Source organism: Bradyrhizobium sp. USDA 4461 (genome assembly GCF_054055655.1).
On record NZ_JBSRXM010000001.1, the window covers coordinates 2,682,529 to 2,695,852 of the forward strand.

General features: G+C 65.4%; 11 protein-coding genes. 8 read left to right on the forward strand and 3 right to left on the reverse strand.

Going from position 1 to position 13,324, the window contains the following annotated elements:
- The first annotated feature begins 149 nt into the window (after positions 1-149).
- Genes ACVINW_RS12550 through ACVINW_RS12570 form a run of 5 tightly spaced genes read left to right on the forward strand, consistent with a single transcriptional unit; the run spans position 150 to position 5,020 of the window.
- Entirely contained in the window at positions 150-2,885 is a 2,736-nt protein-coding gene (locus ACVINW_RS12550) for a hybrid sensor histidine kinase/response regulator (RefSeq protein WP_456751575.1), read from the forward strand.
- Between the two features lie 13 nt (positions 2,886-2,898).
- Positions 2,899-3,372 (forward strand): chemotaxis protein CheW, encoded by a 474-nt coding sequence (locus ACVINW_RS12555; RefSeq protein WP_456751576.1) that lies wholly within the window; start codon positions 2,899-2,901, stop codon positions 3,370-3,372.
- Between the two features lie 44 nt (positions 3,373-3,416).
- Positions 3,417-3,806, forward strand: a complete 390-nt coding sequence (locus tag ACVINW_RS12560; RefSeq protein WP_456751577.1) for a response regulator — start codon at positions 3,417-3,419, stop codon at positions 3,804-3,806.
- A gap of 35 nt (positions 3,807-3,841) precedes the next feature.
- Positions 3,842-4,699 (forward strand): CheR family methyltransferase, encoded by an 858-nt coding sequence (locus ACVINW_RS12565; protein ID WP_456751578.1) that lies wholly within the window; start codon positions 3,842-3,844, stop codon positions 4,697-4,699.
- A gap of 3 nt (positions 4,700-4,702) precedes the next feature.
- Entirely contained in the window at positions 4,703-5,020 is a 318-nt protein-coding gene (locus ACVINW_RS12570; RefSeq protein ID WP_212023244.1) for a PilZ domain-containing protein, read from the forward strand.
- A gap of 88 nt (positions 5,021-5,108) precedes the next feature.
- On the opposite strand, the gene ACVINW_RS12575 is transcribed toward ACVINW_RS12570, so the two are convergent.
- Complete coding sequence (locus ACVINW_RS12575; RefSeq protein WP_456751579.1) at positions 5,109-5,417, reverse strand: hypothetical protein; 309 nt, start codon at positions 5,415-5,417, stop codon at positions 5,109-5,111.
- A 152-nt stretch (positions 5,418-5,569) separates the two neighbouring features.
- Between ACVINW_RS12575 and ACVINW_RS12580 the strand changes: the two genes are divergently transcribed.
- The 3 genes from ACVINW_RS12580 to ACVINW_RS12590 all read left to right on the forward strand — a co-directional run bounded on the left by ACVINW_RS12580 (position 5,570) and on the right by ACVINW_RS12590 (position 8,963).
- A complete protein-coding gene (locus ACVINW_RS12580) occupies positions 5,570-6,202 on the forward strand; it encodes a response regulator transcription factor (RefSeq protein WP_456751580.1) in 633 nt (210 codons plus the stop codon).
- A 185-nt stretch (positions 6,203-6,387) separates the two neighbouring features.
- Complete coding sequence (araD, locus tag ACVINW_RS12585; RefSeq protein ID WP_456751581.1) at positions 6,388-8,127, forward strand: L-arabinonate dehydratase; 1,740 nt, start codon at positions 6,388-6,390, stop codon at positions 8,125-8,127.
- A gap of 116 nt (positions 8,128-8,243) precedes the next feature.
- On the forward strand, positions 8,244-8,963 hold the full coding sequence (locus ACVINW_RS12590; protein ID WP_456751582.1) for a ribonuclease activity regulator RraA: 720 nt from the start codon (positions 8,244-8,246) through the stop codon (positions 8,961-8,963).
- Positions 8,964-9,134: 171 nt separating this feature from the next.
- On the opposite strand, the gene ACVINW_RS12595 is transcribed toward ACVINW_RS12590, so the two are convergent.
- Both ACVINW_RS12595 and ACVINW_RS12600 read right to left on the reverse strand, forming a co-directional pair.
- Positions 9,135-11,243, reverse strand: a complete 2,109-nt coding sequence (locus ACVINW_RS12595; RefSeq protein ID WP_456751583.1) for a S9 family peptidase — start codon at positions 11,241-11,243, stop codon at positions 9,135-9,137.
- Positions 11,244-11,436: 193 nt separating this feature from the next.
- The gene (locus tag ACVINW_RS12600) at positions 11,437-13,152 is read right to left on the reverse strand and encodes an ABC transporter permease (RefSeq protein WP_456751584.1); all 1,716 of its coding nucleotides are present in this window, start codon (positions 13,150-13,152) and stop codon (positions 11,437-11,439) included.
- Between the last annotated feature and the right edge of the window lie 172 nt (positions 13,153-13,324).

A 13,324-nucleotide genomic window follows, 5' to 3' on the forward strand; every position in this document is an offset into this window, starting at 1 on the left:
TGTCCGGTGAGATTGGTCGTGATGTGCATCGTCGCTTGAAGCGCTTCATCGTCCGTATTTGCACGGACGGCAAAATTAACGTCGCTGTGAAGCCGGCCAAGTTATCGATGCGAGGCGAGCGTTCCGTAGCACCTTGAGGGGACCTATTCATGGACGATCTGTTGCGCGAGTTCCTGACGGAGAGCAGCGAGAGCCTGGATACGGTCGACAACCAGCTGGTGCAGTTCGAGCAGGATCCGAACAACGCGAAGATCCTGGATAATATCTTCCGCCTTGTGCACACCATCAAGGGGACCTGCGGCTTCCTCGGACTGCCGCGGCTGGAAGCGCTGGCGCATGCCGGCGAGACCTTGATGGGCAAATTCCGCGACGGCATGCCGGTGAAGGCCGAAGCCGTGACGCTGATCCTGTCCTCGATCGACCGCATCAAGGAGATTCTGGCCGGGCTCGAGGCAACCGAAGCCGAGCCTGAGGGCAACGACCGCGATTTGATCGATCAGCTCGAGGCCATGGTCGAGCGCGGCATGGCCGCAATGGCGGCTGCTGATGTCGCCGAAGAAGACGTGCCGGTGGTCGACGCCCCGTCGGTGCAGGCGGCGATGGCCGAAGGCACGCTGGTGGTGCAGACGCTGGAGCGCCCCTTGCGTCCGGGCGAGGTCTCGCTCGACGAGCTCGAGCGCGCCTTCCGCGAGACCGAGACCGAAGTGACTGCGCCCGTACCGGCACCGGCGCCGGCCGCCAAGCCGGTGGCCGCCGCACCCGCCGCCGAGCCGGCCGAGGCCGCCAAGAAGCCGGCCCGCAAGGCGGCCGCCGAGACCGACGTCCAGGAAGGCGACAAGATCGCCAACCAGTCGATCCGGGTCAATGTCGACACCCTCGAACACCTGATGACCATGGTCTCCGAGCTGGTCTTGACCCGCAACCAGCTGCTGGAGATTAGCAGGCGCAACGAGGACACCGAGTTCAAGGTGCCGCTGCAGCGGCTCTCCAACGTCACCGCCGAGCTGCAGGAGGGCGTCATGAAGACGCGGATGCAGCCGATCGGCAATGCCTGGCAGAAGCTGCCGCGCATCGTCCGCGATCTCTCCGGCGAACTCGGCAAGCAGATCGAGCTGGAGATGCACGGCGCCGACACCGAGCTCGACCGCCAGGTGCTCGACCTGATCAAGGATCCCTTGACGCACATGGTGCGCAACTCCGCCGACCACGGCCTGGAGACCACCGCCGAGCGCCTCGCCGCCGGCAAGCCGGAGCAGGGCACCATTCGCCTCTCCGCCTATCACGAAGGCGGCCACATCATCATCTGCATCGCCGACAATGGCAGAGGGCTCAACACCGAGCGGATCAAGGCCAAGGCGCTCCAGAACGGCCTCGTCACCGAGGCCGAGCTCGAGAAGATGACCGAAGCCCAGATCCACAAGTTCATCTTCGCGCCGGGCTTCTCGACCGCGGCGCAGGTGACCTCGGTGTCCGGCCGCGGCGTCGGCATGGACGTGGTGCGCACCAATATCGACCAGATCGGCGGCACCATCGACATCAAGAGCGTGGCCGGCGAGGGCGCCAGTGTTACCATCAAGATCCCGCTGACCTTGGCGATCGTCTCCGCGCTGATCGTCGAAGCCGGCGGCGACCGTTTTGCGATCCCGCAGCTCTCCGTGGTCGAGCTGGTGCGGGCCCGCGCCAACTCCGAGCACCGCATCGAGCGGATCAAGGACACCGCGGTCCTGCGGCTGCGCAACAAGCTCTTGCCGCTGATCCATCTCAAGAAGCTGCTGAAGATCGACGACGGCGCCACCACGTCAGATGCCGAGAACGGCTTCATCGTGGTCACGCAAGTCGGCAGCCAGACCTTCGGCATCGTGGTCGACGGCGTGTTCCACACCGAGGAGATCGTGGTCAAGCCGATGTCCACCAAACTGCGGCACATCGACATGTTCTCCGGCAACACCATTTTGGGCGATGGCGCCGTGATCATGATCATCGACCCCAACGGAATTGCCAAGGCCTTGGGCGCCTCCGGTTCCTCGGCCCATGACATGGCCGACGACAGCGCCAATGCCCACGCCGCAAGCGGCGAGCAGCTGACTTCGCTGCTGGTGTTCCGCGCCGGCTCCTCGCAGCCCAAGGCGGTGCCGCTCGGCCTCGTCACGCGGCTGGAGGAGATCGCAACCGACAAGATCGAGCTCAGCAACGGCCGCTACATGGTGCAGTACCGCGAGCAGCTGATGCCGCTGGTGCAGATGGCCGGGGTCGAGGTGCAGAGCCAGGGCGCGCAGCCGATCCTGGTGTTCGCCGATGACGGCCGCTCGATGGGGCTCGTGGTCGACGAGATCATCGACATCGTCGAGGAGCGGCTCAATATCGAGGTCGCCGGCTCCCAGGACGGCATTCTGGGCTCGGCCGTGATCAAGGGCCAGGCCACCGAGGTAATCGACGTCGGCCACTTCCTGCCGATGGCGTTCGCCGACTGGTTCTCGCGCAAGGAGATGCGCCCGTCGGCCTCGGCACAGTCGGTGCTGCTGGTCGACGACTCGGCGTTCTTCCGCAACATGCTGGCGCCGGTCTTGAAGGCCGCCGGCTACAAGGTCAGGACCGCGCCGAATGCCCAGGAGGGCCTTGCCGCGCTGCGCTCGGGGCAGGCGTTCGACGTCGTGCTGACCGATATCGAGATGCCCGAGATGAACGGTTTTGAGTTCGCCGAGAACATCCGATCTGACCACAATCTGAACCAGCTGCCGATCATCGCGCTGTCGGCGATGGTGTCTCCGGCGGCGATCGAGCGCGGCCGGCAGGCCGGCTTCCACGACTACGTGGCAAAATTCGACCGTCCCGGGCTGATCGCGGCGCTGAAAGAGCAGACCGCCGAGATGCGGCGGGCCGCTTGAGGGAAACACACCAATGACCAGCAAGACCGAGACAACTGAAGGCGCGGTCGCCGAATACGTCACCGCCGTCATCGGCGGCCAGCTGTTCGGACTGCCGATCTCGCGCGTCCAGGACGTGTTCATGCCGGAGCGGCTGACGCGGGTGCCGCTGTCGTCCAGCGAGATCGCCGGCGTGCTCAACCTGCGCGGCCGCATCGTCACCGTGGTCGACATGCGCGCCCGGCTCGGGCTGCCGAAGGCCGATGACGGCCAGCCGCCGATGGCGGTCGGCGTCGACCAGCGCGGCGAATCCTATGGCCTGCTGATCGACCAGATCGGCGAGGTGCTGCGGCTGCCCGATGACGGCCGCGAGGACAATCCGGTCAACCTCGATCCCCGCATGGCCAAGCTCGCCGGCGGCGTCCACCGCCTCGACGGCCAGCTCATGGTCGTCCTCGATGTCGATCGCGTGCTCGAACTGGTGCCCAAAACAGCTGCTGCAGCGTAACGCTCCGCCGCACAGACGGCGGATTCTACAAAGGAGGCCAACCCATGAAGACATGTCTTGTCGTCGACGATTCCGGTGTGGTGCGAAAGATCGCGCGCCGCATCCTCGAAGGAATGGAGTTCACCGTCATCGAGGCCGAGGACGGCGCGGTCGCGCTCGAGGCCTGCAAGCGCGCCCTGCCGGACGCCGTGCTGCTCGACTGGAACATGCCGGTGATGGACGGCTTCGAATTCCTCGTGCAGCTCCGCCGCATGCCCGGCGGTGACGCACCGAAAGTGGTGTTCTGCACCACCGAGAACGGCATCGACCATATCTCGCGCGCGCTGCATGCCGGCGCCAATGAGTACATCATGAAGCCGTTCGACAAGGACATCGTGATCGCGAAATTCCAGGAAGTGGGTCTGCTGGCGCTCGATGCGTCGGCCGAAGCCTGACACCCAGTTTCACTCTTTGCCCTTGCGAGGCTCCCGTGACGCCCCCCGACTACGAGTATCTGCGTAAGCTCCTGAAAGACCATTCCGGTCTCGATCTGTCTGCGGACAAGCAGTATCTGATCGAGAGCCGCCTGTTGCCGCTGGCGCGCAAGAGCGGCCTGTCCGGCATCCCCGACCTGGTCGCCAAGATCCGGGCCGGCTCGTCCACCCACACCGTCCAGGTGGTCGAAGCCATGACCACCAACGAGACCTTCTTCTTCCGCGACAAGGTGCCGTTCGACCATTTCCGCGACACCATCATGCCCGACGTGCTGAAGGCGCGCGCCGCGCGCCGCAGCGTCCGGATCTGGTGCGCCGCCGGTTCGACCGGCCAGGAGCCCTATTCGCTTGCGATGTGCCTGAAGGAGATGGGCGCCGCGCTCGCGGGCTGGCGGGTCGAGATCATCGCGACCGATCTGTCGCAGGAGGTGCTGGAGAAATCGAAGGCCGGCATCTACAGCCAGTTCGAGGTGCAGCGCGGGTTGCCGATCCAGCTGCTGGTCAAATACTTCAAGCAGTCGGGTGAGCTCTGGCAGATCAATGCGGAGTTGCGCTCGATGGTGCAGCATCGTCAGCTCAATCTGCTGCACGATTTCTCCCAGCTCGGCACCTTCGACGTGATCTTCTGCCGCAACGTGCTGATCTATTTCGACCAGGACACCAAGATCAACATCTTCAACCGCCTTGCCCGGCAGATGGAGGCCGACGGCTTCCTGGTGCTCGGCGCCGCCGAAACCGTGGTCGGTCTCACCGACACGTTCAAGCCGATACCCGAGCGCCGTGGCCTGTACCGCCCGAGCGGCGTGCGCCCGGCGCTTGCGATGCCGAGGCCGGCCATGGCGGTCGGATATTGAGCGATGACCGAGGACGGCAAATCCGTTGAGCGGGTCACCTTCAGCCGGGGCGTCGATGTCTGCATCATGGCCATCGACGGAACCTGGCGGCGCGATTGCCAGCTCAACGCCATCTCCGACAACGACGCGTCGCTGACGGTCGAGGGTTCCATTCAGGGGCTCAATCTGAAGGAGTTCTTCCTGCTGCTGTCCTCGACCGGGCTTGCCTATCGCCGCTGCGAGCTGGTCCGCGTCAACGGCACCGAGATGGACATCAGCTTCCTCAAGGGCAAGCCGAGCAAGCGGCGCTCGGCCGCCGACGAAGAGCGGGCCAGAGCCTGACGCTCAAGGCCTGACCCTCAAGAAGACATGATCCGGGCTTGGGGACGACTTTACGCGATGCCACGAAGCGGCGCTGGCCGGCCCGGCATCAGTTCAGGAGGCGTCTCGGCACGCCTGAATCGCGCAGCCGGTCGAGTGCCGCGCCAAGGCCGGTGCCGCTGGCCTTTAGGGCGGTCGAGGCTGCGACATAGCGCGGGGTGACGTCGTCAAGGACGACGATATCGGCAGCACCGTCCTGCTCGGCCAGCAGGGCCTCGCGCGCCATCGCGGCTTCGATCAGCCGCAGGCTCGCCTGGACGTGGCCGATCAGCGCGACCAGCTCGGTCACGATCAGATTGTAGGGATCACTGCCCTCGTCCAGGCACATTGCAACGCCGTCCACCGCTGCATTTTCCATGCATGTTTCTCCACTGCCCCCGGTTTTAGGGAACGCGGTGCTACTTGTGCGTTAAGCGGACGTCCCGTACAAATACGGGTCCATTGATCGAGATGGTCGAGTTAGGTCTTGTGCAGACTGGCAGCACGCTTCACCACTGATGGACGATGCATATGGTTGAGAATGGCGCTCCTCGCGGGGAAATCTTTGTAGTCGACGACGATCCCGCCGTCCGCGAGACGCTTTCCGTGGTCCTGTCGACCGCCGGCTACAAGGTGATCTGCTTTGCGGACGGTGCAGCGCTGCTCGCGGTGGCGCGCAGCCGGACCCCGGCCTGCATCCTGCTCGACGTCCACATTCCCGGCAAATCCGGCCTCGATATCCTGCGGGAGCTGCACGGCGAGGACTACCCGGCGCCGATCTTCATGATCTCCGGTCAGGGCGACATTCAGATGGCGGTCAGCGCCATCAAGAACGGCGCGCTCGATTTCATCGAGAAGCCGTTCCGCGGCAATGAGATCGTCAGCCGCTTGAATGAGGCGATCGACGCCTACACCAGGCGGCAGGCCGAGACCTCGGCCTCGCGCATCGCCGCGCTGCACTTCCCGGGCCGCGAGCCGCTGACCCGCCGCGAGCGCGAGGTGCTCGAGCAATTCACCGCCGGCGCCTCCAACAAGGAGGCGGGACGCCATCTCGGCATCAGCCCGCGCACGATCGAAGATCACCGCGCCAACATCATGAAGAAGCTCGGTGCGCGCAACGCCGCCGATCTGGTTCGCATCGTGATGACGGCGCAGCAGAAGTAAGCCCAAGCCGGTTTTGCCCTGATTGTCATATCGCCGAGTTTGTGCAGCGCACGTTCGGCGAACGGCACGTCTGCGCCTGGCGCGGGACGACACCTCCGGAAATCCTGTATATGCGTGGCGCAGGGCCTACGCGCGCCGTGACCGCGCGCGAGCACAGTCGAGACACATGGCATCGAGACATGGCGATGACGAAACAGAACAAGACCCCGGATCAATTGCGCAGCGCACGCTGGTTTGCGCCCGACGATCTCAGAGCCTTCGGGCATCGTTCGCGCGCGATGCAGATGGGCTACGCGCCGGAGGAATGGCGCGACCGGCCGGTGATCGCGATCATCAACACCTGGTCGGACGCGCAGCCCTGCCACATGCACTTCAAGAGCCGGGTCGACGACGTCAAGCGTGGCGTGCTGATGGCCGGCGGCTTTCCGCTGGAGCTGCCGGCGCTGTCGCTGTCGGAATCGCTGTTGAAGCCGACCACGATGCTCTACCGCAACATGCTGGCGATGGATGCCGAGGAGCTGCTGCGCGGCCATCCGGTCGACGGCGTGGTGCTGATGGGCGGCTGCGACAAGACCACGCCAGGGCTCTTGCTCGGCGCTACCAGCATGAACCTGCCGGCGATCTATCTGCCGGCGGGGCCGATGTTGCGCGGCAACTGGAAGGGCAAGACGCTCGGCTCCGGCTCGGATGCCTGGAAGTACTGGGACGAGCGGCGTGCGGGGAAGATCTCCGACAAGGACTGGGTCGACATGGAGGCCGGCATCGCCCGCAGCTACGGCACCTGCATGACCATGGGCACGGCCTCGACCATGACCGCGATCGCCGAAGCCATCGGCATGACGCTGCCGGGTGCTTCGTCGATCCCCGCCGCCGACGCCAACCACATCCGCATGAGCTCCGAGGCCGGCCGCCGCATCGTCGAGATGGTGTGGGAGGATCTCACCCCGCAGAAGGTCCAGAGCCGCAAAGCCTTCGAGAACGCGATCGCGGTCGCGATGGCGATGGGCTGCTCGACCAACGCCATCATTCACCTCATTGCGCAGGCGCGCCGCGCCGGCCAGGACATCTCGCTCGATGATTTCGAGATCGCGAGCCGCAAGGTGCCGGTGATCGCCAATGTGCGGCCGAGCGGCGACCACTATCTGATGGAGGATTTCTTCTACGCCGGCGGACTGCCCGGCCTGATGAACCGGATCAAGCCGCATCTGCATCTCGATTGCATGACCGTCACAGGCAAGACGCTCGGCGAGAACATCGACGGCGCCGAGGTCCACAATGACGACGTGATCCGGACGGTCGAGAACCCGATCTACAAGGAGGGTGCGCTCGCGGTGCTGAAGGGCAATCTCGCGCCCGACGGTTGCGTCATCAAGCCGTCCGCCTGCGATCCGCGCTTCCTCAAGCATACCGGGCCGGCGCTGGTGTTCGACGATTATCCGTCGATGAAGCAGGCGGTCGACGATCCCGATCTCGACGTCACGGCCGATCATGTCCTGATCCTGCGCAATGCCGGGCCGCAGGGCGGCCCGGGGATGCCGGAATGGGGCATGCTGCCGATCCCGACCAAGCTCGTGAAGCAGGGCGTGCGCGACATGGTGCGGCTGTCGGATGCGCGGATGAGCGGCACCAGCTATGGCGCCTGCATCCTGCACGTCTCGCCGGAATCCTATATCGGCGGCCCGCTCGCGCTGGTGAAGAACGGCGACCGCATCACGCTCGACGTCGCTGCCCGCATCATCAATCTCGATGTGCCCGAGGCGGAACTCGCCAGGCGCCGCGCCGAATGGAAGCAGCCGGAGAAGCGCTTCGAGCGCGGCTATGGCTGGATGTTCTCCAAGCACATCAAGCAGGCCAATGAGGGCTGCGACTTCGATTTCCTCGAGACCGGGTTCGGCAAGCCGGTCGGCGAGCCGTCGATCTACTGAACCGTCGTTCCGGGGCATGCGAAGCATGAACCCGGAACCCATTTCTCCACGGCGCATGCGGCTCGATGGATTCCGGGCTCGCGCTGCGCGCGCCCCGGAATGACGAAGGAGCACCCATGCCAAAACTCAGCGACGCCACCCGCAACAGGCTGAAATCCGTCTCCACCGCCACCGTCGCGACCGCGCTGTTCAAGCGCGGCTTGCGCATCCAGATGATCCAGGATGTTCACCCTCTCGGTCCGGATCAGCCGACCATGGTCGGCGAGGCCTTCACGCTGCGCTACATGCCGGCGCGCGAAGACCTCAATACGATCGAGGTGTTCCGCGACCGCGCGCATCCGCAGCGCAAGGCGATCGAAGACTGCCCGCCGGGCGCGGTGCTTGTCATGGACAGCCGCAAGGATGCGCGCGCAGCCTCTGCCGGCGCGATCCTGGTGACGCGGCTGATGAAGCGCGGCTGTGCCGGTGTCGTCACCGATGGCGGCTTCCGCGATTCGGCCGAGATCGCGCGGCTCGGCTTCCCCGCGTTTCATCACCGCCCGAGCGCGCCGACCAATCTGACCCTGCACCAGGCGATCGAGATCAACGTGCCGATCGGCTGCGGCGACGCGCCGGTGTTTCCCGGCGACGTGATCCTCGGCGACAGCGACGGCGTCATCGTGATTCCGGCGCATCTCGCCGACGAGATCGCGGCCGAGACCTTCGAGATGACCGCGTTCGAGGATTTCGTCACCGAGCAGGTCCAGAACGGCCGCGGCATCTTCGGTCTTTATCCCGCGACCGACGAGCAGACGCTGACGGATTTTGCGGCGTGGCGGAAGGCGAAGGGACGGTAGACGCCGCCGCACCCTCCGCCGTCGTCCCGGCGAAGGCCGGGACCCATACCGCGTGATCTATCGAGCGCGGAGGTCGCGGTACCACAGCACGCAACAGGCGGTCTTCACCAAACTCCTCCCTGTGGTTATGGGTCCTGGCCTTCGCCAGGACGACGATGGGAGGGACCTTTGTTACACCTCCGCCCTCTCAGCCATTCCCACCGCCCACAGTGCGAACGCGTAGACGATCGCGACCTCGTCGAGCCGGTTGAAGCGGCCGGAGGCGCCGCCGTGGCCGGCGCCCATGTTGGTGCGCAGCAAGACCGGGCCGCCGCCGCGCATGGTGGCGCGCAGCCGCGCGATCCATTTCGCCGGCTCCCAATAGGTCACGCGCGGGTCGGTGAGCCCGCCCATCGCCAGGATCGCCGGATAATCCTTCGCTGCGACATTGTCGTAGGGCGAATAGGACAGGATGGTGCGGAAATCCGTCTCGCTCTCGATCGGGTTGCCCCATTCCGGCCATTCCGGCGGCGTCAGCGGCAGCGTGTCGTCGAGCATGGTGTTGAGCACGTCGACGAACGGCACCTCGGCGACGATACCGGCAAACAGTTCGCCGGCGCGGTTGGCGACCGCGCCCATCAGCATGCCGCCCGCCGAGCCGCCATGGCCGACGATGCGTTTCTCGCCGGTGTACTTCGCCGCGATCAGCGCCCGCCCGGCGGCGGCGAAATCGTCGAACGTATTGGTCTTCTTCTCGCGCTTGCCGTCGAGATACCAGCCCCAGCCCTTGTCGGCGCCGCCGCGGATATGCGCGATCGCATAGACGAAGCCGCGGTCGACCAGCGACAGCCGGTTCGCCGCAAACGACGCCGGCATCGCCATGCCGTAGGAGCCGTAGCCATAGAGCAGCAGCGGCGCCTTGCCGTCGCGCACGAAATCCTTGCGATGCAGGATCGAGACCGGCACCTGCGCGCCGTCATGCGAGGTCGCCATGATGCGCGTGGTGACATAATCCGCCGGGTTGTGGCCGGACGGAATCTCCTGGCGCTTGCGCAACACCCGTGTCCGCGTCGCCATGTCGTAGTCGTAGACCTCCGACGGCGTCGTCATCGACGAATAGGCAAAGCGCAGATTGGTGGTGTCGAACTCGTAGCCGCCCATGGTGTCGAGCGAATAGGCCGCCTCGTCGAAGGCGATGGCGTGCTCCTCGCCCGTCCTGAGGTCGCGGATGATGATCGCCGGCAGCGCGTTGGCGCGCTCCAGCCGCACCATGTGGCCGGCATAGAGCTCGACGTCGAGCACATAAACACCTTCTCGATAAGGGATCAGGTCGCGCCAGTTGGCGCGCTCGGGCGTGGCGAGCGGCGCGGTGACGACCTTGAAGTCGATGGCGTCGTCGGCATTGGTCAGGATGAACAGCTCGTCGCCGCGGTCGGCGATCGAATATTGCACACCGTCCTCGCGCGCCGCGACCAGGCGCGGCGGTGCGTCGGGATTGGAAAGGTCGATCAGCCGCTGCTCCGAGGTTTCGTGATCACCGCCGGCGATCACGCAGAAGCGGCCGCTGGCGCTCTCGTGCAGATGGGTGAACCAGCCGGGATCCTGCTCCTCATAGATCAGGGTGTCGTCGGCCTGCCTGGTGCCGAGCCTGTGGCGCCACACCTGCATCGGCCGGTGATTGTCGTCGAGCTTGACGTAGAAGAAGCTCTTGGAATCTGAGGCCCAGACCACGCCGCCGTCGGTCTCCTCGACGAGGTCGTCGAGATCGCCGCCGGTGGCCCAGTCGCGCACGCGGATCGAGAAATACTCGGAGCCCTTGGTGTCGGCACTCCAGGCATGCAGCCGGTGGTCGTTGGAATGCCGGCTGCCGCCGAACTTGAAGTATTTGTGGTCCTTTGCCAGCGCGTCGCCGTCGAGCACGACATGCGCCTCGCCGCCGTCGCGCGGCGTGCGGCAGTACAGCTCGTGCTGACCGCCCTCGCGGAATTTCCTGAAATAGGCGAACGGGCCGTCCGGCGACGGAACGCTGGAATCATCCTCCTTGATCCGCCCGCGCATCTCCTTGACCAGTCGCTTCTGCAACGCGTCGGTATGGCCGAGCAGGCTGTCGGTGTAGCCGTTCTCGGCTTCGAGATAATTCCGGATATCGGGATCGAGGATCGAGGGATCGCGCAGCACCTCCTGCCACTTCGGATCCTTGATCCACGCGTAGTCGTCGGTCACCGTGATGCCGTGGGTGGTGAAGGAATGCGGCCGGCGCGGCGCGACGGGGGGCGGTGTCGTGGTGGCGGATTTGGTCACTCGATCCTCATAATGCGGGGTTCCGCACTATATCGGGATGAATGTGGCGATTGCCAGATGGTTGGGGCTCATTGGGTTGCTGCGCTCCATCCCCGTCATTGCGAGCGGAGCGAAGCAATCCATCCTTCCCCGAATGGATAGATGGATTGCTTCGTCGCTTCGCTCCTCGCAATGACGATGTGGATGGATCGAACTACCCGTTCGGCAGCTTAGCACCCGCATTGCCGCCGGACATCGGGATCCGGTTCACCGCCAGCACCACGGCGAAGGTGATCACCAGCATCGCGATGCCGAGCACCGCGATCGCGGCGAGGTCGCCGCCTTCGTTGAGATCGTAGATCAGGACCGACAGCACCTTCGTCTGCGAGGTGAACAGCACGATCGCGGCCGACAGTTCCCGCATCACGCCGATGAAGATGAAGCACCAGGTCGCGATCACGCCGGTGCGCAGCAGCGGCGCCGTGATCTGGCGCAGCGCCTGCAGCCGCGTCGCGCCGAGGATGCGGCTGGCTTCCTCGAGCTCGGGATGAATGGTCGCGAATGCCGCCTGCAATTGCTGGTAGGCCGAGGGCAGATTGATGGTGAGGAACGCCAGCAGCAGGATCCACAGCGTGCCGTAGAGCACGAAGGGCGGTCGCGTGTAGCTCAGGAACAGCCCGACGCCGAGCACGATGCCGGGCACCGCGACCGGCGCGGTGGCGAGGAAGCCGAGCACACGGTGGCCGGCGATCACCCTGCGCGTCGTGACATAGGCGATCACCAGCGCAAGAATGGTGCCCATGGTCGCGGTCGCGGTGCCGAGAATGACGGTGTTCTTCAGCGCGAGCTGGGTCGACGACAGTTCGGTGAACACGAAGACGATGTTGTGCAGCGTCGCCGTGGACGGCGTCACCAGCGTGGTGGCGTTCGGCGAGAACGCGGCGTTGAGCAGCGCGAGATAGGGCAGGAAGACCGGATTGAGCAGCACCAGCAGGCAGAAGCCGAGCGCGGCCCAGCGCCAGCCGCGCAGTTCCACGCGTCGCGGCGCGCCATATTTGCCACCGATCACCGAATAGCCGCGGCGGCCGAGCAGCGCCTTCTGGCCCTGCAACAGCAGGATGGTCAGCACCAGCAGCGGCACCGCGGCGGCGGCCGCGAGTTCGAGCTTCGGCGGATACTGGAACAGGCTCCAGATCTTGGTGGTCATGGTGTGGAAGCCGGCCGGCAGCGCCAGGATCGCGGGCGAGCCGAACAGCGTCATTGCCTGCAGGAAGGCGATCAGTGCGCCTGCGACCAGCGCAGGCAGCGCGAGCGGAATCGTCACCCGCCGCGCGGTGGTCCAGGCATTGCCGCCGAGGATCGCTGAGGCGTCTTCCAGCTCGCCCGGCATGGTGTCGAGCGCATTGGCCACCAGCACGAATACGAACGGGAAGGTGTAGCAGGAGATCACGAAGATGATCCCGGTCATCGAGTAGATGTTGAACAGCGCATCGGCGTCTTCGCCGGCGAACAGCCGGTAGAGCTGGTTCAGGAGCCCCGAATTCGGCGCCGCCAGCAATTCCCAGGCGACCGCGCCGAGGAACGGCGGCGTCACGAACGAGGCCGTCACCAGCGCGCGGATGGTCTGCCGGCCCGGCATGTCGGTGCGCGACACCAGCCAGCTCAGCGGCGCAGCGACGATGCAGCAGATCAGCGCCGAGGCGGTGGCGATGACGGCGGTGGTCAGCAGCGGATCGAGGAAATCGGGATTGCTGAACAGCGTGACGAAGTTTGCAAGCGTCGGATGCCGGTTCTTGTCGGTGAAGGCGAATACCGCGAGCCAGGACAGCGGCAGCAGGATGAGGAGGATCAGCACCGCGGCGAACAGCCATAGCACCGGACGTGTCCAGTCGATGCGGGGTTTGGGGGATAGGGAGGTGGTGGTCGTCATGTCAAGACTCCCTCCCCGTCATTCCGGGGCATCGCGAAGCGATGAGCCCGGAATCCATCGGGCCACAGGCGCAAGCTCAGAAATGGATTCCGGGCTCGCGCTGCGCGCGCCCCGGAATGACGAGGGTGGGTATGGCGCGACCTCATGGCTCACACCCGAAACAACCGCGCAT